The sequence below is a fragment of the Streptomyces olivoverticillatus genome (assembly GCF_014203555.1).
Lineage (GTDB): Bacteria > Actinomycetota > Actinomycetes > Streptomycetales > Streptomycetaceae > Streptomyces > Streptomyces olivoverticillatus.
In genome coordinates this window covers 896222-919813 of the sequence record NZ_JACHJH010000002.1, presented here as the reverse complement: position 1 = coordinate 919813, position 23592 = coordinate 896222, and the positions used below count along the sequence as shown (strand labels likewise).

General features: G+C 71.5%; 18 protein-coding genes. 8 read left to right on the top strand and 10 right to left on the bottom strand.

The features are described from left to right. Window positions 1-54: 54 nt before the first annotated feature. From FHS39_RS09525 to FHS39_RS09515, 3 genes are all read right to left on the bottom strand, one after another. Window positions 55-888 (bottom strand): ABC transporter permease, encoded by an 834-nt coding sequence (locus FHS39_RS09525; protein WP_425507758.1) that lies wholly within the window; start codon window positions 886-888, stop codon window positions 55-57. Window positions 889-931: 43 nt separating this feature from the next. Further along, complete coding sequence (locus tag FHS39_RS09520; protein WP_184348839.1) at window positions 932-1903, bottom strand: ATP-binding cassette domain-containing protein; 972 nt, start codon at window positions 1901-1903, stop codon at window positions 932-934. Between the two features lie 144 nt (window positions 1904-2047). Next, complete coding sequence (locus FHS39_RS09515; protein ID WP_184348295.1) at window positions 2048-3328, bottom strand: NYN domain-containing protein; 1281 nt, start codon at window positions 3326-3328, stop codon at window positions 2048-2050. 255 nt (window positions 3329-3583) lie between these two features. Between FHS39_RS09515 and FHS39_RS09510 the strand changes: the two genes are divergently transcribed. Further along, entirely contained in the window at window positions 3584-3757 is a 174-nt protein-coding gene (locus FHS39_RS09510; protein WP_184348293.1) for a hypothetical protein, read from the top strand. An 81-nt stretch (window positions 3758-3838) separates the two neighbouring features. Here the strand turns inward: FHS39_RS09510 and dnaE are convergent, their stop codons facing one another. Next, the gene (gene dnaE, locus FHS39_RS09505) at window positions 3839-7390 is read right to left on the bottom strand and encodes a DNA polymerase III subunit alpha (protein ID WP_184348291.1); all 3552 of its coding nucleotides are present in this window, start codon (window positions 7388-7390) and stop codon (window positions 3839-3841) included. A gap of 166 nt (window positions 7391-7556) precedes the next feature. On the opposite strand from dnaE, the gene FHS39_RS09500 reads away from it, so the two are divergent. The 5 genes from FHS39_RS09500 (at window position 7557) to FHS39_RS09480 (ending at window position 12550) form a co-directional block, all read left to right on the top strand. Then, on the top strand, window positions 7557-8213 hold the full coding sequence (locus tag FHS39_RS09500; RefSeq protein WP_246470005.1) for a hypothetical protein: 657 nt from the start codon (window positions 7557-7559) through the stop codon (window positions 8211-8213). 49 nt (window positions 8214-8262) lie between these two features. Then, the gene (locus tag FHS39_RS09495) at window positions 8263-9108 is read left to right on the top strand and encodes a thioredoxin domain-containing protein (protein ID WP_184348289.1); all 846 of its coding nucleotides are present in this window, start codon (window positions 8263-8265) and stop codon (window positions 9106-9108) included. A 99-nt stretch (window positions 9109-9207) separates the two neighbouring features. Further along, entirely contained in the window at window positions 9208-9897 is a 690-nt protein-coding gene (locus FHS39_RS09490; protein WP_184348287.1) for a hypothetical protein, read from the top strand. A 57-nt stretch (window positions 9898-9954) separates the two neighbouring features. Beyond that, entirely contained in the window at window positions 9955-10815 is an 861-nt protein-coding gene (locus FHS39_RS09485) for a thioredoxin domain-containing protein (protein WP_184348284.1), read from the top strand. Window positions 10816-10897: 82 nt separating this feature from the next. Next, window positions 10898-12550: an alkaline phosphatase D family protein gene (locus FHS39_RS09480; RefSeq protein ID WP_184348282.1), complete on the top strand. Its 1653-nt coding sequence runs from the start codon at window positions 10898-10900 to the stop codon at window positions 12548-12550. 57 nt (window positions 12551-12607) lie between these two features. Here FHS39_RS09480 and FHS39_RS09475 read toward each other — a convergent pair whose 3' ends face one another. Beyond that, window positions 12608-13240, bottom strand: coding sequence for a dienelactone hydrolase family protein (locus FHS39_RS09475; RefSeq protein ID WP_184348280.1), 633 nt, complete (start codon window positions 13238-13240; stop codon window positions 12608-12610). 85 nt (window positions 13241-13325) lie between these two features. On the opposite strand from FHS39_RS09475, the gene FHS39_RS09470 reads away from it, so the two are divergent. Beyond that, window positions 13326-14429, top strand: coding sequence for a mechanosensitive ion channel family protein (locus tag FHS39_RS09470; RefSeq protein ID WP_184348835.1), 1104 nt, complete (start codon window positions 13326-13328; stop codon window positions 14427-14429). 4 nt (window positions 14430-14433) lie between these two features. Here FHS39_RS09470 and FHS39_RS09465 read toward each other — a convergent pair whose 3' ends face one another. The 4 genes from FHS39_RS09465 to FHS39_RS09450 all read right to left on the bottom strand — a co-directional run bounded on the left by FHS39_RS09465 (window position 14434) and on the right by FHS39_RS09450 (window position 18664). Further along, window positions 14434-16026 carry a Na+/H+ antiporter gene (locus FHS39_RS09465; protein ID WP_184348278.1) on the bottom strand — a complete coding sequence of 531 codons (1593 nt, stop codon included), beginning with the start codon at window positions 16024-16026 and terminating at the stop codon, window positions 14434-14436. 70 nt (window positions 16027-16096) lie between these two features. Beyond that, window positions 16097-17038: an RluA family pseudouridine synthase gene (locus FHS39_RS09460; protein WP_184348276.1), complete on the bottom strand. Its 942-nt coding sequence runs from the start codon at window positions 17036-17038 to the stop codon at window positions 16097-16099. A gap of 53 nt (window positions 17039-17091) precedes the next feature. Further along, on the bottom strand, window positions 17092-17649 hold the full coding sequence (gene lspA / locus FHS39_RS09455) for a signal peptidase II (RefSeq protein WP_184348274.1): 558 nt from the start codon (window positions 17647-17649) through the stop codon (window positions 17092-17094). Window positions 17650-17725: 76 nt separating this feature from the next. Continuing rightward, a complete protein-coding gene (locus tag FHS39_RS09450) occupies window positions 17726-18664 on the bottom strand; it encodes a TraR/DksA family transcriptional regulator (RefSeq protein ID WP_184348272.1) in 939 nt (312 codons plus the stop codon). Window positions 18665-19115: 451 nt separating this feature from the next. Here FHS39_RS09450 and ileS point away from each other — a divergent pair, with 451 nt between their 5' ends. Beyond that, window positions 19116-22262 carry an isoleucine--tRNA ligase gene (ileS, locus tag FHS39_RS09445; protein WP_184348270.1) on the top strand — a complete coding sequence of 1049 codons (3147 nt, stop codon included), beginning with the start codon at window positions 19116-19118 and terminating at the stop codon, window positions 22260-22262. A 140-nt stretch (window positions 22263-22402) separates the two neighbouring features. On the opposite strand, the gene FHS39_RS09440 is transcribed toward ileS, so the two are convergent. Then, window positions 22403-23569, bottom strand: a complete 1167-nt coding sequence (locus FHS39_RS09440; protein ID WP_184348268.1) for a DivIVA domain-containing protein — start codon at window positions 23567-23569, stop codon at window positions 22403-22405. Window positions 23570-23592: the final 23 nt, after the last annotated feature.

Genomic DNA, 23592 nt, shown 5'->3' with positions numbered 1-23592 from the left:
CATCGTGCCAGGTGGCCGGGGACGCCTCGGCGCCAGGACCGGCGCTGCGGCGCGTCACCGCACGGCGGCCCGGCGGTAGGCCCAGGTCGCCGCGGCCAGCGACACCACGCCGACGGCCGCGCACACCCCCAGGTCGGCCGCCACCAGCAGCCAGTCGGGGCGGGCGTCGAAGCTGTGGACGAGCGCCTCCACGCCGTAGGTGGAGGGCAGCAGATCACGCGCGTAGGCGATCGGCGCGGGCATGTGGGCGGCCGGCAGCACGCCCAGCAGCAGCGCCGCGGACATGCCCAACTGCCCGCACAGCGTCGCCAGTTCCTGCCGGGGCGCCAGCAGCCCCAGGGCCGCGCCGAGCCCGGACAGCGCCGCGCCGGACAGCGGGATCACCCCGGCGAGCACCCACAGGTGTGCCATCGGCAGCTTGAACAGCATGCTGCCCACCACCGCCGTGACGGCCGCGCCGGGCACGGTGAAGGAGGCGTACGCCCCTGCCGCGCCGAGCACCACGGCCGCGGGCGGCACCGGCAGCGTCGCGTAGTGGTCCAGGCCGCCGCCCGCGCGCAGCTGCCCGAAGTACTGGGCGAGCAGGTTGAGCGCGACGAACGCCACGACCAGCACGCTGGATCCGGCCACCACGGCCCGCGCGTCGTCGCCGCCGTCCACGACACCGCGCATCATGACCATGATGCCGAGGGACTGGAAGGTGGCCACGAACAGCAGCGGGATGCGGGCCACCCGGGCGCGCGAGAGCTGCGCCCGGTAGACGGCCGCCAGCGCGGGCAGCAGGTGGGCGCGCGGCGCCAGCGGGGCGGCCGCGTCGTCCCCGGCCCGCGTCCGGCCGCCGTCGGTGAAGGCGTCCTGGGTCACCGCTTCTGCGGACACAGCGCTCACGCGGCACAGCTCCTGTTCGCTACGGACCGCAAGGCTTGGTCCCTCACCCCTTCACCAGCCCCTCCGCCCGGCCGCCGAGCGCGAGGTAGACGTCCTCCAGGCTCGGGGTGGCGAGGGTGAAGTCGTCGAGCGCGGCGAACGCCGGGCCGCCGGTGACGGCCGCGACGGCGGCCCGGGCCTCGGCGGGCGCGAGCCGCAGGGACCAGCGGCGGCCGGTCTCACGGGCGGCGCCGCGCAGCGCGGCGACCTCGGGGACGTCCAGCGGCGGCGCGTCGCGCCAGACGAGGTCGACGCGGACCTCGTCGGCCACCAGCGCCTTGAGGCCGGCCGGGGTGTCGCAGGCGATGATCCGGCCCTGTTCGAGCACCGCGACCCGGTCCAGCACGGTCTCGGCCTCGATGACGTTGTGGGTGACCAGCAGCACGGTGGTGCCGCGCTCGGCGCGCCGGCGGTCGACGGCGGCCCACACGGCGCGCCGCGCCACGGGGTCCATGCCGGTGGTCGGCTCGTCCAGGACGAGCAGCGGGCGGTCGCCGACGAGGGCGGCGGCGAAGCAGGCGAGGCGGCGCTGGCCGCCGGAGAGCTTCTTCAGCGGCCGTCCGGCGAGGGGGGCGAGCCCGAGCTCGTCGAGGACGGCGTCGCGCTCGGCGCGGGCCGTGCGCAGGTCCAGGCCGCGCAGCCGGCCGGTGGTCTCGGCGGCGAGGGCGACGGTCAGCTCGTCGAGCGCGGTCGACTCCTGACCGAGGTAGGCCAGCAGCCGGGAGGCGCGCTCGGGGTGGCGCACCAGGTCGTGGCCGAGGAGCTCGACGGTGCCCGCGTCGGGGCGGAGCAGTCCGGTGAGCTGGCGCACGAGCGTGGTCTTGCCGGCGCCGTTGGGGCCGAGCAGGCCGAAGACCTCGCCGCGCCGGACCTCGAGGTCGATGCCGTCGCTGGCCTTCACGGCCGCGGCGGCGGGCGCGCCGCGGCGGCCGCGCCCGGCGGGGTAGGTCTTGACCAGGCCGCGCACGGTGCACACGGCTCGGTCTGCCGCCCGCCCCGCGGAGCCGTACTCCGCCTGTTTCGCGCCCGTTCTCACGAGCTATGAGGGTACGCGTCCGAAAGCCCACGGTTCGCTCGGGGGTGCCGGGGCGGGAGCGTGCCGATTCATGGGATGGAACGTCTAGTCGCCCGCCGGGGCGTGTTCGGCGGCGGTGCGGGCGTCGATCTCGCGCCAGAACCCGGCGCGGATGGCATAGCGGTCGTGCTCGTCGATCTGGTCGTCCTTGTGGGCGAGCAGTCCGAAGCGGGCGGCGTAGCGCAGCAGCTCGCCGTCGATGCGGTGCGGGATACGGGGGTATTCGGTGGAGAGGTGCTGGAGGTGGACGGAGTCGGTGATGCGCTCGGTCCAGCGGCGGGCGAAGACCTGGCCGACCTCGAAGGGGTCGCCGCCGACGGTGGTGATGTCCTCCTCGCGGTCGGCCCAGCGCTGCTCGGCACTGGTGAGCTGGGCGAGGGTGGGCAGGGAGGCGGTTTCGGGAGGTTCACCGAGGGCGTTGCCCGCGCCCCGCTCGACCCAGCCCTTGTCGGAGGACCAGCGCAGGGTGGCGTTGGCGACGGACACCGCCTTGGCGTCGCCCGCCGGCTGTGCGGCGCCCGGGCCGCCGGGGCCGCGGCCGGCGAGCCCGGCGAGGTCCTTGGGGGTGGGCACGCCCCGCCCGGCGGGGGTGTCCTCGGCGCGCTCGGCGGAGGTGCAGGAGGCGACGGCGGCGCGGCTGCCGTTGCGCTCGGCCGGGGCTGCTTCGGCGGGGCGGCTGACGGCGGCGGCCGCGGCGGCCGTCTCGGGCAGAGGGGCGGAGAGGATGGCGGCGATCTCGGGGCGGGGCGCGGGCTGCGGGGCGCAGACGCCGGTGAGCTCCTTGGCCCGGACCGCGCGGGTGATCCAGGTGCGGTCCAGCACGCGCCGCTCGTCGGCCTCGGCGACGAGGTCCTCGGACTGGTTGTAGTCGCCGTCGGCGGCCTGGACGGCCCACAGGTGGACGGCGACGCCGTGTTCCTTTGCGGACATCAGGCCCGGCAGCAGGTCGCCGTCGCCGGTGACGAGGACGATGTCGGAGCAGGCGCGGTTGCGGGCGAGCTCGGTGAGCTCGGCGTGCATGGCGGCGTCGACGCCCTTCTGCGCCCAGCGGCCGTCGGTGCGGGTCAGGGCGCCGAGCCGGACGGTGACCCGGGGCATCACGCGCAGCCTGCGGTGCTCGGGCTGCGGGACGCGGTCGGGGGCGCCGTCGAACCAGTAGATCCGCAGCAGCGGCCGCTCCGTCTCGTCCTCGGCGCGCTCGCGCAGGCTCTGGATGAGGGTCGCGTGGTCGACGGTGATGCGCGACCGGGCGGGCTCCCCGGCCAGCAGGCTCGCGGCGGCGCCCAGCAGATAGCCGGCGTCCACCAGGACGACGCAGCGGTCCACGGTCCACCCTCTTTCTGTCAGTCCAGAAGTGCGGTCGCCCCCCGGCCCGGGCGTGCCCCGGTTTCCTTGGCTTTCCCAGGAGTCTGCCCGACGCCGCGGGGGTTATCAGTCCGAACTGGATCATCGGCGTGGCGGATACGGGGTGCGGCCGATAAGTACCCCTGTCACCCAGGGTAATTACCCGAAATGCGTGGTTCGAGAGTGCATGTCAGGGTGGTCGGGCGGGGGGTCACCCCGACTGGAGGCAGCAGCAGCATGGCCAAGAACAAGAAGCAGGATCGCAGCCGACAGCAGAGCAGCACGGCAGAACGCAGCTCTCAGCAGGCGAGAAGCAGCTCGATCGAGTCGCAGACCGAGCGGCGGCAGTCCCAGGTCACGCCTGCGGATGTGGCTCACAAGGGCAAGCAGAAGCGCTTCGGGCACAACTGACCGGCGCTTTGGTGTGATTGAGGGGCGCGTCCGCTGGTGCGGGCGCGCCCCTCGGGCGTACGGAGCCGGTGGTGCGGTGTCTCAGCCCGCCAGGCAGGAGGGGCCGAGGAGCTGTTTCAGGTCACCGAAGAGCGCCGGGTCGGGCGTCACCCGGTGGCGGTCCAGTCGCAGCACGGTGGTCTTGCGGGCGCCCTGGAGCTTGATGCGCACCTCGGTGGAGCCGCGGTGGTGCGTGAGCACCTGGCCGAGCCGCTCCACCAGCGGCGGGGTGACCTTCACCGTGGGGATGGTGATGATCACCGGCGCATTGGTGCCGGCGTTGGACAGGTCGGGGACCATCAGCTCCATCGCGACCAGGCGCGGGATGTCCTCGCGCTTGTCGAGCCGCCCCTTGACGAAGACGACGGCGTCCTCGACGAGCTGGGTGGAGACCAGCTGGTAGGTGGCGGGGAAGAACATGCAGTCGATGGAGCCGGCCAGGTCCTCGACGGTGGCGATGGCCCAGGCGTTGCCCTGCTTGGTCATCTTGCGCTGGAGGCCGGAGATGATGCCGCCGATGGTGACGATCGCGCCGTCGGCGTGCTCGCCGCCGGTGAGCTGGGAGATCGAGGCGTCGGCCTTGTCGTTGAGGACGTGCTCGATGCCGAAGAGCGGATGGTCGGACACATAGAGGCCGAGCATCTCCCGCTCCTGGGCGAGCAGATACGACTTCTCCCACTCGACGTCGGAGAACTCCACGTCCAGCCCGAAGCCGGGGCCGTCGTCGGCGCTCTCGTCGCCCATGCCGCCGAAGAGGTCGAACTGGCCCTCGGCCTCCTTGCGCTTGACCTGCACCACGTTGTCGATCATCGGTTCGTAGTGCGCGGTGAGGCCCTTGCGGGTGTGCCCCATCTCGTCGAAGGCGCCGGCCTTGATCAGCGATTCGACGGTGCGCTTGTTGCAGACGACGGCCTCGACCTTGTCCAGGAAGTCGGGGAAGGAGCTGTACTTCCCCTTGGACTTGCGGCACCGGATGATCGAGTCGACGACGTTGGAGCCGACGTTGCGGACGGCGGTGAGGCCGAAGAGGATCACGTCGTCGCCCTGGGCCGCGAAGTTGGCCTCGGACTCGTTGACGTTCGGCGGGAGCACCTTGATGCCCATGCGGCGGCACTCGTTGAGGTACGTCGCCGACTTGTCCTTGTCGTCCTTGACGGAGGTCAGCAGGGCCGCCATGTACTCGGCGGGGTGGTTGGCCTTGAGGTAGGCCGTCCAGTAGGAGACGAGGCCGTAGGCGGCGGAGTGGGCCTTGTTGAAGGCGTAGCCGGCGAAGGGGACCAGGACGTCCCACAGGGCCTGGATGGCCTGGTCGCTGTAGCCGTTCTTCCGGGCGCCGCCCTGGAAGATGGTGAAGTTCTTCGCCAGCTCGTCGGGCTTCTTCTTGCCCATCACGCGGCGGAGGATGTCGGCCTCGCCGAGCGAGTACCCGGCGATGATCTGGGCGGCCTTCTGGACCTGCTCCTGGTAGACGATCAGGCCGTAGGTGACGGCCAGGACCTCCTGGAGCGGCGCCTCCAGCTCCTTGTGGATCGGGGTGATCTCCTGCTGGCCGTTCTTGCGCAGCGCGTAGTTCGTGTGCGAGTTCATGCCCATCGGGCCCGGCCGGTACAGGGCGGACACGGCGGAGATGTCTTCGAAGTTGTCGGGCTTCATCAGCCGCAGCAGCGAGCGCATGGGGCCGCCGTCGAACTGGAAGACGCCGAGGGTGTCGCCGCGCTGGAGCAGTTCGAAGGTCGTCGGGTCGTCGAGCGGCAGGCTCAGGAGGTCGATGTCGATCCCCTTGTTGGCCTTCACCATCTTGACGGCGTCGTCCATGATCGTGAGGTTGCGCAGGCCGAGGAAGTCCATCTTCAGCAGGCCGAGCGACTCACAGCTCGGGTAGTCCCACTGTGTGATGGTCACGCCGTCGGAGTGCCGGACCCAGACCGGGACGTGGTCGGTGATCGTCTCGCTGGACATGATCACGCCGGCCGCGTGCACGCCCATCTGCCGGACCAGGCCCTCGACGCCGCGCGCGGTGTCGATCACCTTCTTGACGTCCGGCTCGTTCTCGTACATCCCGCGGACCTCGCCGGCCTCGCTGTAGCGCGGGTGCTGGGGGTCGGTGATGCCGGAGAGCGGGATGCCCTTGCCGAGGACGTCGGCGGGCATGGCCTTGGTGATGCGGTCGCCCATCGCGTACGGGTAGCCCAGGACGCGGGCGGAGTCCTTGATGGCGTTCTTGGCCTTGATGGTGCCGTACGTGCCGATCATGGCGACCTTGTCGGCGCCGTACTTCTCGGTGACGTAGCGGATCACCTCGGCGCGCCTGCGCTCGTCGAAGTCGATGTCGACATCGGGCATCGAGACGCGCTCGGGGTTGAGGAACCGCTCGAAGATCAGGCCGTGCGGGATGGGGTCGAGGTCGGTGATGCCCATCGCGTACGCCACGATCGAGCCGGCCGCGGAGCCACGGCCGGGGCCGACCGCGATGCCGTTCTTCTTCGCCCACATGATGAAGTCGGCGACGACGAGGAAGTAGCCCGGGAACCCCATCTGGATGATGACGTCCATCTCGTACTCCGCCTGCTTCTGGCGGTCGTCGGGCACCCCGCCGGGGAAGCGGCGGGCCATGCCGCGCTTGACCTCCTCCTGGAACCAGGTGACCTCCGAGTACCCCTCGGGCACGTCGAACTTCGGCATCAGGTCGCGCTTCTCGAACCAGCCGGTGGTGTCGATCTGCTCGGCGACCAGGAGGGTGTTGGCACACCCCTCCTGCCAGGCGTCGGAGGAGTCGATGGCGTACATCTCGTCGGTCGACTTGAGGTAGTAGCCGGAGCCGTCGAACTTGAAGCGGTCGGGGTCGGAGAGGTTCTTGCCGGTCTGGATGCACAGCAGCGCGTCGTGCGCGCCCGACTCGTGGGCGTAGGTGTAGTGCGAGTCGTTGGTGACCAGCGGCGGGATGCCGAGCTCCTTGCCGATCTTCAGCAGGTCCTCGCGGACCCGGCGCTCGATCTCGATGCCGTGATCCATCAGCTCCAGGAAGTAGCGGCCCTTGCCGAAGATGTCCTGGTAGTCGGAGGCGGCCTGGCGGGCCTCGGCGTACTGGCCGAGGCGCAGCCGGGTCTGGAGCTCGCCCGAGGGGCAGCCGGTGGAGGCGATCAGGCCCTCGGACCACTGGGCGATGGTCTCCTTGTCCATCCGCGGCCACTTGGTCAGCCAGCCCTCGGCGTAGGCGTCGGAGGAGAGCCGGAAGAGGTTGTGCAGGCCCGTCCTGTTGGCCGCCCAGATGGTCTTGTGCGTGTAACCGCCGGAGCCCGAGACGTCGTCGCGCTTCTGGTGCGGCTGGCCCCACTGGATGCGCCGCTTGTTGCGCCGGGACTCGGGGGCGACGTACGCCTCGATGCCGATGATCGGGGTGATGCCCGCGCCCTTGGCCTGGTGGAAGAAGTCGTACGCCCCGTGGAGGTTGCCATGGTCGCTCATGGCGATGTGTGTCATGCCCATCTCATTGCAGGCATTGAACATGTCCTTGAGCCGTGCCGCACCGTCGAGCAGCGAGTACTGCGTGTGAACGTGCAGGTGCGTGAAGGGAGGCCTGGACGAGGCGGACACGGTGGGGGACCTCCGGCAGGGGTGCGGCGGGCGGGACGGGACAGTTTCGAAGGTTACCGGCCCCCACTGACAGCCGCGGGCGCATGCCGGGCGGCCTCGCCCTTCGGGGGCGGCAGCACATCTGTCCGCCCGGTGACCCGGCCTTAGGGACGCCATACGGGGCGGCATGGCAGACTCGGCCCCCATGGACATATCGGCGGCACGGTTGCGGGCACTGCGCGCAGCGCTCTTCACGGCGCTGTGCGTGCTGCTGTCCGCCGCCTCCCACGTGCTGCTGTCCGGCAGGCCCCTGCCCGTGCCGACCGTCGCCGCGACCACCGCGGCCGTCTTCGCCCTCGCCTACGCCCTGGCCGGCGAGGAGCGCGGCTACGGGCGCATCGCGGCCCTGCTGGTGCCGGTCGAGCTCGCCGCCGCCGCAGTCTTCACCGCCGGGCAGGACACCTGCTATGGCCACGACGGCCGCCCCACGCCCGGGGCGCTGACCTGGCTGTGCAGCGGCAGCATGGGCGGACCCCTGGCCAAGGCCGTCACCGGCACCGGCATCAGCGGCCCGTGGCTGCTGCTCGCCGGGCACGTCGCAGTCGGCCTGCTGGCCGCCGCCTGGCTGCGCCGCGGCGAGGCGGCCCTGGGCGGGCTGCTGCGCGCCGCGGCGGCGGCCGCCTTCCGCCCGCTGCTGCTGGCCGTCGCCGCCGTGACCGGGGCCCGGCCGCAGGGCGCGCCTGTACGGCCGGTGCGCCCCGCACCCACGCCCCGGCCGCAGCCGCCGTTCTTCCTGCACTCCGTCGTACGCCGGGGCCCGCCGCCCTACCCTGCCCTCGGCTGAACAGGCGGGATCCCCGCACCACGTACGACGCACCACGGAGAAGTCAGCGATGAGCACTCGCAACAACTGGGACAACAAGCAGTCGGCCCGCGACCGGCTGCGCGCCGAGCGCGAGCGGCAGGCGAAGAAGGACAAGACGAAGCGGCAGCTGGTCGTGGCCGGCGCGATCGTCGGCGTGCTGGCGATAGCCGGCGGCATCGGCTTCGCCGCCACGCAGATGGGCGGCAAGAGCAGCAGCAAGGGCATGGACGCCGACTGGAAGGCGGCCTCGGCCAAGACCCTCGTCACGCCCGCCAACACCGCCGGCGACAAGGGCACCGAGGTCGTCCTGGGCAAGAAGGACGCCAAGCACACCCTGGAGGTCTACCAGGACATGCGCTGCCCGATCTGCTCGGTCTTCGAGCAGAACGTGGGCGAGACGATCGAGAAGGACGTCAAGGACGGCAAGTACAAGGTCTCGTACCACATCGGCACCTTCCTCGACCGCAACCCGCAGATCGCCGGCACCGGTTCGAAGAACGCGCTCAGCGCGCTGGGCGCCGCCCTGAACGTCGGCACCGACGCCTTCCAGGCCTACAACAAGGCGCTCTACTCCAAGGCCAACCACCCGGACGAGACGAAGGACGACTTCTCCGACGACGCCGTCCTGCTGAAGGTCGCCCAGCAGGTCCCCCAGCTCAAGGGCAACGCCAAGTTCGAGAAGGACGTCAAGGACGGCACCTTCCGCAAGTGGGCGCTGGGCATGTCCGACAGCTTCGACCAGGCCAAGGACGTCACGGGCACCCCCACCCTGAAGTTCGACGGCAAGAAGCTGCAGGTGGACACCCCCAACGGCAAGGGCACCCCGATGACCGCCGACCAGTTCAACTCGGCCGTCACCGACGCCCTCAAGTAGCCGTCAAGTAGCCCGCGGCGCGGGGGAGTCGGAGCGTCCCCCCATCGATGCCGAATCTTGACACGCCGCTTACCGGCGGCCGTGGCACACTTCGGCGTCATGGAGGGGACGGCTGTTCGTTTCAGGGCGATGCGCGCGGCATTGTTCACCGCGCTCTGCGTCACCTTGTCCTCGGCCTCCCACGTCCTGCTCTCCCGGATGCCGCTGCCGCTGCCGACGGTGGCCGCACTGGCCGCCGCGTTCTTCGCGATCGCCTACGCGCTGGCCGGCGAGGAGCGCGGCTACGGCCCCATCGCCGCCCTGCTGATCCCGCTGGAGCTGGCGGCGGACACCGTCTTCACCACCGGCCAGCACGCCTGTTACGGACAGGCGGGCGGGCCGGTGGCCGGGCCGCTGCACTCGATGGGCGTCGATCTGGTCTGCAACCGGGGCCAGTTGGGCGGCCCGCTGGCCCGGATGGCGGCCCAGAGCGGCTCCGGCCCCCTGCCGGACGGCCTGGCCGCCCAGTCCGCCGCCCCCTGGCTGCTGCTGGCCGCGCACATCGCCGTCGGCCTGCTGGCCGCCGCCTGGCTGCGCCGCGGCGAGGTGGCGCTGGCCAGGCTGCTGCGCGCGGTGGCCTCCTTCGCCTTCCGGCCGCTGCTGCCGGCCGTCGCCGCGCTCGGCGCGGCTGCCGACCCCGGTGCGCCGCGCGTACGGCGCGCACGTGACACCTTCCCGGCCCCGGCCCTTCCGCTGCTCGTCCACTCCGTCGTACGACGGGGACCGCCGCTGTGCCCGGCAACCGCCTGAGCGCACAGCACCACTCCGGTCCACCGTCCGTACCTTCATCACCGCGGAGTCGACACCATGAGCAACCGGAACCAGCAGCAGAACAAGCAGGCCGCCCGCGAGCGGCTGCGCGCCGAGCGCGAGCGGCAGGCGAAGAAGGACAAGACCAAGCGCCGGCTCCTGGTCGGCGTCGGCATCGTCGCCGTGCTGGCGGCCGCCGCGGGCATCGGCGTGGCCGTCACGAACGCCACCAACGGCAGCAAGAACTCCAAGGTCAGCAGCGAGGACTGGGAGGCCGCGGCCAAGAAGACGACCTTCACCCAGCCCGCCAACACCACCGGGGACAAGGGCACCACCGTCCTGATCGGCAAGAAGGACGCCAAGGACACCCTGGAGGTGTTCGAGGACATGCGCTGCCCCATCTGCTCGCAGTTCGAGCAGAACACCGGCGAGACGATCCGGGGGGACCTCAAGAACGGCAAGTACAAGGCCGAGTTCCGGATGGGCGCCTTCCTGGACCGCAACCCGATGATCAAGGGGTCGGGCTCGCGCAACGCGCTCAGCGCGCTGGGCGCGGCGCTCAACGTGAGCACGGACGCCTTCCTCGACTACAAGAAGGCGCTCTACTCCGAGAAGAACCACCCCAAGGAAGACGACGACGCCTTCTCGGACGACGCGAAGCTGCTCGACATCGCGCAGGAGGTCCCGGCGCTCAAGGGCAACGCGAAGTTCAAGAAGGACGTCGAGGACGGCACCTTCGACAAGTGGGCGATGGCCATGTCCGACGCCTTCGACAAGGTCGTCGGCCAGGGCAAGGACATCACCGGCACCCCGGGCTTCAAGCTCGACGGCAAGGTGCTGAGCCTGGGCCCGAACAAGGCGATCGTGACGCCGGACCAGTTCGGCGGGCTGGTCGACGAGGCGCTCAAGAAGAAGTAACACCGAACCGTCGGCGAACACTTGGGGACGGCCGGTGCACGACCTTACTGCCGCGTTTTACCGGGCAGTAAGGTCGTGGCCCGTGACCTCACACGACATATCCCGCCGCACCGCCGTCACGGCCGCCGCCACCGTGACCGCCGCAGCCCTGCTGCCCCTGTCCGCAGCGTCCGCCGAGGGTTCGGGCGCCTCTTCCGGCCCGGCCTTCCTGCACGGCGTCGCCTCCGGCGACCCGCTGCCCGACGGCATCCTGCTGTGGACCCGCGTCACGCCCACCCCGGACGCCGTCCCGGGCTCCGGGCGCGGAGGAGCCGTCGAGGTCGGCTGGCAGGTGGCCGAGGACGCGGACTTCGCCCGGGTCGTCGCACACGGCACGGCCACGGCGACGGCCGCCGCCGACCACACCGTCAAGGCCGACGTGCGCGGACTGCGCCCGGCCACCGGCTACTTCTTCCGCTTCACCGTGGCCCGCGGCAACGACGCCGTCCACTCGCCGACGGGCCGCACCCGCACCGCTCCCGCGCACGACGCCGCCACCGCGGGCCTGCGCTTCGGCGTGGTCTCCTGCGCCAACTGGGAGTCCGGCTGGTTCTCCGCCTACCGCCACCTCGCCGCCCGCCGCGACCTGGACGCGGTGTTCCATCTCGGCGACTACATCTACGAGTACAAGTCCGGCGAGTACCCGGCCCTCAAGTACGGGGTGCGCAAGCACTCCCCCGAGCACGAGATCATCACGCTGGCCGACTACCGGACCCGGCACGGCACGTACAAGACGGACCCCGACCTCCAGGCCGTGCACCACGCGCACCCCTTCGTCGCCATCTGGGACGACCACGAGTTCGCCAACGACTCCTGGTCGGGCGGCGCCGAGAACCACACGCCCGGCGTGGAGGGCGACTGGGCGGACCGGATGGCCGCCGCGAAGCAGGCGTACTTCGAGTGGATGCCGGTGCGCCCCTCGATCGAGGGCACCACCTACCGGCGGCTGCGCTTCGGCAAGCTCGCCGACCTGCACCTGATGGACCTCAGATCGTTCCGCTCGCAGCAGGTGAAGGCCGGCAACGGCTCGGTGGACGACCCGGACCGCACCATCACCGGCCGTGCGCAGCTCGACTGGCTCAAGGAGGGGCTGTCGGCCTCCGACACCACCTGGCGGCTGGTCGGCAACTCCGTGATGATCTCGCCGTTCGCCTTCGGCGCCCTGCCCGCCCACATCCTGGAGCCGCTCACCAAGCTCTTGGGGCTCCCCGCGGGCGGCATCGCCGCCGAAACCGACGACTGGGACGGCTACACCCACGACCGGCGCGAGCTGCTCGGCCACCTCTCGGACCACGCCATCCGCAACACGGTCTTCCTCACCGGCGACATCCACATGGCCTGGGCCAACGATGTGCCGCTGGAGGCCGCGACCTACCCCCACTCGCCTTCGGTGGCCGCCGAGTTCGTGGTCACGTCGGTGACCGCGGACAACCTCGACGACACGCTGCACGTCCCGCAGCACACGGTCTCCCTCGCCGCGGTGGCGGCCGTCAGGGCCGCGAACCGGCACGCGAAGTGGATCGACATGGACGCGCACGGCTACGGCGTGCTGGACGTGACGGCCGAGCGGGCGCAGATGGACTACTACGCCCTGTCGGACAAGAAGGACCCGAAGGCGACGGCCTCGTGGGCCCGCTCGTACCGGACCCTGTCGGGGTCGCAGCGGGTGGAGCGCGTCAACGCGCCGGTGAAGTGACCCCGGACGCCGGACGGGCCGGCATCGGCCCGTCCGGCACGTTGATGCGCAAAGCCGTCACTCGCCGCTGACGTCCGCCAGGAACCCGAGCGCCACCCGCCACGCGGCCTCCGCCGCCTCCTCGTCGTAGTCCGGCAGGTCCGGATCGGTGAAGAGGTGCCCCGCCCCCCGGTAGCGGTGGACCTCCACGTCCGCCCCGGCCCGCTGCATCCGCAGGTACCACGCGTTCAGCCAGTCGTGCGGCTCGAACGGGTCCGGGTCGGCGACGTGCAGCTGCACCGGCAGCTCGTCCACCGCCGCGTCGTCGGGCAGGTCGGACGTACCGTGCAGGAGCAGCAGGCCCCGCGCCCGGTCGTCGCCCAGCGCCAGGTTCTGCGCAATGGAGCCGCCGAGCGAGAAGCCCGCGTAGACCAGCCCCCGCTCGGACAGCGGCGCGACGGCGGTCACCGCGCGGCGCAGCAGCTCGTCCCGGCCGATCTCGTCCTTGATCGCCATGCCCTCCTCGACGGTCTCGGCCGTCCGCCCGTCGTAGAGGTCCGGTACGTGCACCTCGTACCCGGCCTCCCGCAGCCGCTCGGCGGCCGCGTGCACCGCGGGCCTGGGTCCGTAGGCCGAATGAAACAGAACAATCGTGGTAGGGGACGCCACTGGGGTCACTTCCTTACAGCTGGATCGCGTGCCGCCACTCATCGTGCCAGCTACGGTCGGAAGGGGTGCCCACCGGACCGGGCCACGGACGAAGGCCGTCATGCCGCCGGAAGGAGCCGGAATGCACCTGGAAGACGTGCTGCGCCCGCTCGCGGTCCTGGGCGCGGCCGTGATCGTCACCCTTCTGGTCGGCTGGGCCGCCGACCAGATCGTGCGCCGGATCGACGCCCGCCGCCCCGAGACGCCGCTGTGGGGCCTGCTGGGCCGCTGCCGGATACCCCTGCGCCTGGTGCTGTGCGCGGCGCTGCTGCGCGCCGGCTACCCCTCGGCGCAGCTGTCGAAGAAGCACGAGGCCGCGGTGGCGCAGGTGCTGACCCTGGTGCTCATCGGTGCGTGCGCCTGGCTGGTGGTGCGGGTGGCGGCGGCCGTGGTGGAGTCCGGCTACGCCCGCTACGCCGCGGCGGCCCAGGACCAGGCGCGGGTGCGCCGGGTGCGGACGCAGGTGACGCTGATCCAGCGGGTCGTGACCGCCGTGGTGTGCGTGGTGGCGGTGGCGGCGATGCTGCTGACGTTCCCCGAGATGAAGGCCGTGGGCGCCTCGGTGCTGGCCTCGGCCGGTGTGATCGGCATCGTGGCCGGTGTGGCCGCGCAGTCGACGCTGGGCAACATCTTCGCCGGGCTGCAGATCGCCTTCGGCGACATGGTGCGCATCGGCGACACGGTGGTGGTGGGCGGCGAGTGGGGGAAGGTCGAGGAGATCACGCTCACCTATCTGGTGGTGACCACGTGGGACGAGCGGCGCATCACCATGCCGGTCTCCTACTTCACCGGACGCCCGTTCGAGAACTGGTCGCGGGGCGATCCCCGGATGACCGGCACGGTCTTCTTCCACCTCGACCACGCGGCCCCCATCGACCTGATGCGCGAGCGGCTGCACGAGGTGCTCAAGGAGTCCCCGGCGTGGGACGGCCGGGCCTGGAGCCTGGTGGTCACCGACACCACCCCGACCACCATCCAGGTGCGGGCACTGGTGACGGCGAAGGACGCCGACGACGTCTGGACGCTGCGCTGCGTGGTGCGGGAGGCCCTCGTGGCGTGGCTGCGGCGCGAGCATCCGTACGCGCTGCCGCGGGTGAACACCGCGCCCGCGCCGGGGCTGGAGGAGGTCCCGGACCGCCGCCAGGCCACGCCGACCTCCGGGGACATCGGGCCGGGGCCGGGGACGTCGTAGGGGCTCAGCCGCCGCGCAGGGTCCGCTCGTCCATGTGCCGCAGCACCCTGTCCACCGCCTCGGGGTCCACCCCCGGCTCGCTGCGCGCCGCCAGCACCTCGTGCCGCGCCGCCGACAGCAGCTCCCCCTGCAGCCGCTGGAGCGTCTGCAACCGCTCCACGCGCTGCGCGTGCGCATCGCGGCGCTCCTCGTCGACCATGTCGGGGCTGATCCTGGCGCCCATGTCGTAGGCGCGCCGGCCCAGCATCTCCATCAGGTCCTCGGGGAGGTCCTCCTGTTCCAGGATCTCCAGCAGGCGGTGCCGGGCCGCCTTCGCCGCGCGGACCGCCAGCTCCCGCTCCGCCTCCCGGGTCGCGTCGATGTCGACGCGCACCCTCAGCCACTTGACCAGCCAGGCCAGGGTCAGGCCCTGGACGACGAGGGTGGAGATGATCACGGCGAAGGCGATGAAGAGGATCTCGTCGCGGGCGGGGAAGCGCACCCCGCTGCTGGTGCGCAGAGGGATGGCCAGGGCGAGCGCCACGGAGGCCACGCCGCGCATCCCGGACCACCACATCACCACGGTCTCGCGCCAGCTGGTCAGGATCTCCTCGTCCACGTCCCGGCGCTTGTGCAGCTTCCTCGCGAGCTGGGCGGCGGGCAGCAGCCACACCAGCCGTACGCCCACCACGACCGCGACGACGATGCCGCCGATGCCCAGCATCTCGCCCCAGCGGCCGGAGGCGGTACCGAGGGCGTTGTGCAGTTCCAGGCCGACGAGGCCGAAGGCGACGCCGGTGACGAGGGTGTCGACGATCTCCCAGAAGGTGTGGTTCGCCAGCCGGCCCAGGACGTCGTCGGCGTCGGTGGCGTACTCGGCGAGGAAGAGCGCGGTGGTCAGCACCGCGAGCACCCCGGAGCCCTTGAACTCCTCGGCAAGGACGTAGGACACGAACGGCACCAGCAGGGTGAGCCCGATCTGGAGTGTGGGGTCGCCCAGGACGTGCATCAGCCGTTTGGCGGCCCAGCCGAGCGCGAGGCCGACCGCGACGGCCACCACGGCGGAGAGCACCAGCTCGGCGAACGCCTTGGGCAGCGAGAAGCTGCCGCTGACGGCTGCCGCGACGGCCACGTGGTAGAGCACGATGGCCGTCACGTCGTTGAAGAGCCCCTCGCCCTCCAGGATGGAGACCAGGCGGCGCGGCAGCCCCACGGAGCCCGCGACGGCGGTGGCGGCGACGGGGTCGGGCGGGGCGACGAGCGCGCCCAGCACCACGGCCGCGGCGAGCGAGATGCCCGGCACGATCGCGTGGGCGACGGCGGCGACGGCCGCGGTCGTCACGAACACGAGGGCGACCGCCAGCAGGAAGATCGGCCGCCGGTTGGCGTGGAACTGCCGCCAGGAGGTGCGCTGCGCCGATGCGTAGAGCAGCGGCGGCAGCACCATCGGCAGGATGAACTCCGGCGGGATGTTAACGCTCGGGACGAACGGGAGCAGGGCGAGGACGATCCCGCCCAGCGTCATCAGCACCGGGGGCGGCAGCCCCGTCCGGTCACCCAGCGGCACCGTGACGAGCGCCCCGAGAAGGAGCACGAACAGCAGGGCCAGCTGGTCCACGGCGCCCTCCGGGCCGGGTGGGGCAACGGTCGTTCAGGCCCCAGCCTGCCCTACGGGCCCTTGGTCCGCCTTACGAGCTCTCGGCCCGCACCGTGTCCAGCGCGTACTGGAGGTCGTCGGGGTAGGCGCTCTCGAACTCCACCCAGCGCCCGTCCTCGGGGTGCTCGAAGCCCAGCCGCACGGCGTGCAGCCACTGGCGGGTGAGCTTGAGCCGCTTGGCGAGCGTCGGGTCGGCGCCGTAGGTGATGTCGCCGGCGCACGGGTGGCGGTGGGCGGCCATGTGGACCCGGATCTGGTGCGTGCGGCCGGTCTCCAGCTTGATGTCGAGGAGGCTGGCGGCCCGGAACGCCTCGATGAGGTCGTAGTGGGTGACGGACGGCTTGCCCTCGGCGGTCACCGCCCACTTGTAGTCGTGGTTGGGGTGGCGGCCGATGGGGGCGTCGATGGTGCCGCTCATCGGGTCGGGGTGGCCCTGGACCAGCGCGTGGTAACGCTTGTCGACCGTGCGCTCGCGGAACTGCTGCTTGAGCAGGGTGTAGGCGCGCTCGGACTTGGCGACGACCATCAGCCCGGAGGTGCCGACGTCCAGCCGGTGCACGATGCCCTGGCGCTCGGAGGCGCCCGAGGTGGAGATGCGGTACCCGGCGGCGGCGAGGCCGCCGATGACGGTGGTGCCCGTCCAGCCGGGGCTGGGGTGGGCGGCGACGCCGACCGGCTTGACGATCACGACGATGTCCTCGTCGTCGTGGACGATCTCCATGCCCTCGACGTGCTCGGCGACGATCTGCACCGGCGCGGGCGGCGCGGGCATCTCGACCTCGAGCCAGGCCCCGCCGGTGACCCGGTCGGATTTCCCGGCCTCGGCCCCGTCCAGCTGGACCTTGCCCGCGGCCGCCAGCTCGGCCGCCTTGGTGCGGGAGAAGCCGAACATACGGGCGATCGCGGCGTCGACGCGCTCGCCCTCCAGGCCGTCGGGAACGTGCAGGGCGCGGATCTCGGGAATGGTGCTCACCCGTCGAGTATGACGGACTGCGACGACGGGCCCGTACGCGCGGGCCCCGGCCCTCAGTCCTGGTGGACCGTGCCGTCCGGGTCCAGGCCGCGGAAGGAGAGGATGACGATCAGGAAGCCGCCGCAGACGATTGCGGAGTCGGCGAGGTTGAACACCGCGAAGTGCGGGACGGCGATGAAGTCCACCACGCCGCCCTCGAACCCGCCGGGCGAGCGAAAGAGCCGGTCGGTGAGGTTGCCGAAGGCGCCGCCGAGCAGCAGGCCGAGCGCGATCGCCCAGGGCAGGCTGTAGAGCTTGCGGGCGATCCGGGCGATGGCGACGATCACGGCGGTGGCGATGACGGTGAAGACGATCGTCATCGCCTCGCCGATGCCGAAGGCCGCGCCGCGGTTGCGGATGACCTCCAGCTGCAGCCAGGTGCCGACCACCTGGATCGGGTCATGGTGCTCCAGCCGGGCCACCACGGCGAGCTTGCTGCCGAGGTCGACGAGGTAGGCGAAGGCGGCCACCAGGAGCAGCGCCGCGATGCGCCGCCTGCCCCGGGGCGCGCTCTTCCCGTCGGCCGTCGTCGTCACCCCGGCCGGGCGTCCGGCCTGTTCCGCCTCTGTCACGTGAGTCCCTCGACGTCGTCCCGCATCAGGCTCTGCCTGACTGAGGACGAGGGTACGGCAACCGGCGCGCCTCGGTTCAGCGGCGTTCCTGCCGCTGCTTGCACTCCACGCACAGCGTCGCCCGGGGAAATGCCTGCATACGGGCCTTGCCGATCGGTTTGCCGCAGTTCTCGCAGAGACCGTAGGTGCCCGCGGCCAACCGGTCGAGGGCACGCTCGGTCTGCAGCAGCATCTCGCGCGCATTGGCGGCCAGCGCCAGCTCGTGTTCACGGGTGATGTTCTTGGTGCCGGTGTCCGCCTGGTCGTCGCCCGCCCCGTCGCCGGAGTCGCGCATCAGACCGCTGATCGCCTCCTCTGCGGTCTGGATCTCCCCGCGCAGCCGCAGCACCTCGCTCTGCAGCCCGTTGCGGGCGTCGGCGACCTCGGCGGGCGACCAGGGCTCCTCCCCCGGCCGTACGGCGAGCCCCCCGGCCCCGGCGGGCCCGGTCCGGGCCCCCGGCACCTTCTTCGCGGCCTGTGCCTCACCCATGGTCTTCTTCGCAGCCACCGTCCGGGCTCCCGTCTCCTCAGCGCGCACCGGCGTCCTGGCCGGTGCGGGGTTATTGGCTGGTGCGGTCTTCTTGGCTGGTGCGGCGCTCTCCGAGGGATCGGCCGTTTTCGTGGGTGCGGCCCTCTTCGCAGAGGCAGTCTTCTTCACCGGAGCGGTATGTTTCGCCTCCGGCGCTTTCTTGGCCGATACGGCCTTCTTGCCGGGCGCCTTCTTGGTAGGGGCCGTCTTGGCCGTGGTCTTGGCGGCGGTCTTGGCTGCGGTCTTCTTGGCCGGGGCGGCCTTGGTGGCGGCCGCCTTCTTGGCCGGCGGTGCCTTCTTGGCCGGCGCCTTCTTGGCCGGTGCTTTCTTCGCCGCCGGTGCCTTCTTGGCCGCTGTCTTACCGGCGGCTGTCTTGCCGGCTGCCGCCGCCGTGGCGGACTTCTTCGCAGGCGCCTTGGCAGCGGTCGTGGACTTCTTCGCCACCATGGCCGCGATCCCTTCACATTTTATGATCTTGCGCGCGAATCGTGCGGGAACGATAAATCGGCTCAGGGCACGCGGCAACGGGGCACGCCGGTCTCATCCGTTGTGCCCCGCCTCCGGCCCTGTAACCCGGACCCTTTATCCGGTCGGCCGGTACCGGCTGTGCCCCGTACACTGGGCGCAGCGAAAGGTGTGGAAGGGACGAGTAGCTCCGCACGCAGCCATGAGCGACCCGGGGACGGTGCGAGCCCGGGGGTGTGCGCGGCGCGAAGATCAGCCCGGAGCCGCCGGAAGAACGCCCCTCGGGGTCAGTAGAACCGGTATCGCGACCCTAATGAGGGGGCCGGAGGCGATGCATGCCTGCGGCCAAGGAGGGTGGTACCGCGGGAGTCGGCGCAAGCGCTCTCGTCCCTCCGACGGACAGCGCACGACGTCCCGCCGGAGGTAGCCCCTGATGAGCAGCCCGCAGCCGCAGTACCGCCAGGTCCCCGCACAGGTCGACCTGCCCGCCCTGGAGCACGCCGTGCTCGAGTTCTGGCGTGAGCAGAAGGTCTTCGCCCGCTCCGTCGAGCAGTCCGAGGGCCGCCCCGAGTGGGTCTTCTACGAGGGCCCGCCCACGGCCAACGGCATGCCCGGCGCCCACCACATCGAGGCCCGCGTCTTCAAGGACGTCTTCCCGCGCTTCCGCACGATGCAGGGCTACCACGTCGGCCGCAAGGCCGGCTGGGACTGCCACGGCCTCCCGGTCGAGCTCGCCGTCGAGAAGGAGCTGGGCTTCTCCGGCAAGCAGGACATCGAGCGGTACGGCATCGCCGAGTTCAACGCGAAGTGCCGCGAGTCCGTGACCCGGCACACCGACGCGTTCGCCGAGCTCACCACCCGCATGGGCTACTGGACGGACCTCGACGGCGCCTACCGCACGATGGACCCGGAGTACATCCAGTCCGTCTGGTGGTCGCTCAAGGAGATCTTCGGCAAGGGCCTGCTGGTCCAGGACCACCGCGTGGCCCCCTGGTGCCCCCGCTGCGGCACCGGCCTGTCCGACCACGAGCTGGCCCAGGGCTACGAGACGGTCGTCGACCCCTCCGTCTTCGTCCGCTTCCCGCTGACCTCCGGCCCGCTGGCGGGCGAGGCCTCGCTGCTGGTGTGGACGACCACCCCGTGGACCCTGGTCTCCAACGTCGCGGCCGCCGCCCACCCCGACGTCACGTACGTCGTCGCCACCGACGGCAACGAGCGGCTGGTCGTCGCCGAGCCGCTGCTGGAGAAGGCGCTGGGCGAGGGCTGGACGGCCACCGGCCAGTCCTTCACCGGCCGCGAGATGGAGCGCTGGACGTACCGCCGCCCGTTCGACCTGGTCGAGGTGGAGAACGCCCACTACGTCGTCAACGCCGAGTACGTCACCACCGAGGACGGCACGGGTCTGGTCCACCAGGCACCCGCCTTCGGTGAGGACGACCTCAAGACCTGCCGCGCCTACGGCCTGCCCGTGGTCAACCCCGTCCGCCCGGACGGCACCTTCGAGGAGGACGTGGACCTCGTCGGCGGCCTCTTCTTCAAGAAGGCCGACGAGAAGCTCGTCGCCGACCTGTCCGAGCGCGGCCTGCTCTTCAAGCACATCGCGTACGAGCACAGCTACCCGCACTGCTGGCGCTGCCACACCGCGCTGCTGTACTACGCCCAGCCGTCCTGGTACATCCGGACGACCGCGGTCAAGGACCGGCTGCTCGAAGAGAACGAGAAGACCAACTGGTACCCCGATTCGGTCAAGCACGGCCGCTTCGGCGACTGGCTGAACAACAACATCGACTGGGCGCTCTCCCGCAACCGCTACTGGGGCACCCCGCTGCCGATCTGGCGCTGCGAAGAGGACCACCTCACCTGCGTCGGCTCGCTGGCCGAGCTCTCCGAGCTGACCGGCACCGACCAGAGCGCCCTCGACCCGCACCGCCCGTTCATCGACGACGTCACCTTCGGCTGCACCGCCGAGGGCTGCGGCCACACGGCCGTCCGGGTGCCCGAGGTGATCGACGCCTGGTACGACTCCGGCTCGATGCCCTTCGCCCAGTGGGGCTACCCGTACAAGAACAAGGACGTCTTCGAGCGGCGCTACCCGGCGCAGTTCATCTCCGAGGCCATCGACCAGACCCGCGGCTGGTTCTACACCCTGATGGCCGTCGGCACGCTCGTCTTCGACAAGTCGTCGTACGAGAACGTCGTCTGCCTGGGCCACATCCTGGCCGAGGACGGCCGGAAGATGTCCAAGCACCTGGGCAACATCCTCCAGCCGATCCCCCTGATGGACGAGCACGGCGCCGACGCCGTCCGCTGGTTCATGGCGGCCGGCGGCTCGCCATGGGCCGCGCGCCGCGTGGGCCACGGCACGATCCAGGAGGTCGTGCGCAAGACCCTGCTGACGTACTGGAACACGGTCGCCTTCCAGGCGCTCTACGCCCGTACGACCGGCTGGGCGCCCAGCGCCGCCGACCCGGCCCCGGCCGACCGGCCGCTGCTGGACCGCTGGCTGCTCGGCGAGCTGAACGCACTGACCGACCAGGTCACGCAGGCCATGGAGGCCTACGACACCCAGCGCGCGGGCAAGCTGCTGTCCGCCTTCGTCGACGACCTGTCCAACTGGTACGTGCGCCGTTCGCGCCGCCGGTTCTGGCAGGGCGACGCGTCCGCGCTGCGCACGCTGCACGAGGTCATCGAGACGGTCACCCGGCTGATGGCCCCTCTGGTCCCGTTCATCACCGAGCGGGTCTGGCAGGACCTCGTCGTCCCGGTCGCCCCCGAGGCCCCGGAGTCGGTGCACCTGGCGACGTGGCCGGTGGCGGACACCTCGCTCGTCGACCCGGAGCTGTCCCGGCAGATGCTGCTGGTCCGGCGCCTGGTCGAGCTGGGCCGCGCGACGCGCGCCGAGTCCGGCGTCAAGACCCGCCAGCCGCTCTCGCGCGCGCTGGTCGCGGCCGCCGGCTTCGAGACGCTGGGCGCGGAGCTGCGGGCGCAGATCGCGGAGGAGCTGAACGTCTCCTCGCTGGCCTCGCTGTCGGAGGTCGGCGGCTCGCTCGTCGACACCACGGCGAAGGCCAACTTCCGTGCGCTCGGCAAGCGGTTCGGCAAGGGCGTGCAGGCGGTGGCCAAGGCGGTCGCCGCGGCCGACGCGGCGGCGCTGTCGCTGGCCCTGCGCGAGGGCACGGCCTCGGTGGTCGTCGACGGCGAGACGGTTCCGCTCGCCGCCGATGAGGTGATCATCACGGAGACGCCGCGCGAAGGCTGGTCGGTGGCCTCGGACTCGGGCGCGACCGTCGCGCTGGACCTCGAGATCACTCCGGAGCTGCGCCGGGCGGGCCTGGCCCGCGACGCGATCCGGCTGATCCAGGAGGCGCGCAAGAACAGCGGCCTGGACGTGGCCGACCGGATTGCCCTGCGCTGGCACTCGGCGAACGAGGAGACGCTCACCGCGCTCACCGAGCACGCGGGGCTCATCGCGGACGAGGTCCTCGCGACGGACTTCGCGACCGGCGAGGGTGACGACACGTTCGGCGAGCCGTTCGAGGACGAGGGTCTCGCCCTCACCTTCCGCCTCCGCAAGGCGTAACACGTAAGGCACAAGGCATCAGCCCCGGCGCTCCGCGCCGGGGCTTTCGCTTACCCAAGGCTGATGGGGGAAGCAAATGGGCCGGGCCCCTGGGGAATCCCAGGGGCCCGGCCCATGTACCGACGGTGGAAAACCGTCCGTCAGTTGTCGTCCTCGTCGATGAGGAAACCGCGCATCGGCGAAGGCGCCTGCTGCATCGGCTGCGGCGCCTGCGGCCGCACCGGTGCCATCGGCTGGGTCATCGCCGGCGACATCTGCTGCTGACCGCCGTAGGACGGCGCCGACGGACCGCCGTGGCCGCCCATGGTCTGGTTGCCGCCCATGGAGTGACCCCCCATGCCCGCACCGGCCGAGGCCATCGACCCGCTCATCGAGGGGGCCGGCGGCAGCGACGCGGTCGCCGGGGTGCGCGGCGGGGCCAGCGAGTCGTCCGCCTGGTTCTCCAGCTGACGCAGCTGGCTCTCCAGGTAGGACTTCAGCCGCGTGCGGTACTCGCGCTCGAAGCCGCGCAGGTCCTCGACCTTGCGCTCCAGCGTGGCGCGCGCGGACTCCAGCGAGCCCATCGCCACGCGGTGCTTCTCCTGCGCGTCCCGCTCCAGGGCGTCCGCCTTGGCACGGGCGTCCCGCTCCAGACCCTCGGCACGGCTGCGCGCCTCGCCGACGATCTTGTTGGCCTCGGAACGGGCCTCCGCGATCGCCTGGTCGGCGGTCTGCTGTGCGAGCGAAAGGACTCGGGCAGCGCTGTCACCACCGGGGCCCTGCCCCGGCTGCGGCAGCTGCGGGCCGCCCATGGGGCCGTTCTGCCCCATGGGGTTCTGGCCCATCGGGCCGTTCTGCCCCATGGGGTTCTGCCCCATCGGTCCGTTCTGTCCCATGGGTCCGCCCATCGGGCCACCCATCGGACCGTTCTGTCCCATCGGGCCGGGACCGTGCGGGCCCTGGGGACCGTGGCCGTGTCCGCCTGGTCCGGCCGGCAGCTGCGGGGCACCGCCCGGAAGCTGCGGCGGACCCCCCATCTGCTGCTGGTTCGGCGGCACCGGCTGCGGGCCGGATATGGCGGCGGGCACGGGAGCACCGGGCCGCCCGTCCTGGGGCTCCGGCTTCCGCATGTTCTGCTGCTGGTTCTGCGCGGCGGCGCGCGTGGCGGCGGCCAGCTTGGCGCGCAGGTCCTCGTTCTCCCGGAGCAGGCGGGTCAGTTCGGCCTCGACCTCGTCGAGGAAGGCATCGACCTCGTCCTCGTCATAGCCTTCTCGGAGGCGGACGGTCGTGAACTGCTTGTTCCGCACGTCCTCGGGGCTCAGCGGCATCTCTTCTTCACCTCAACGTAGTC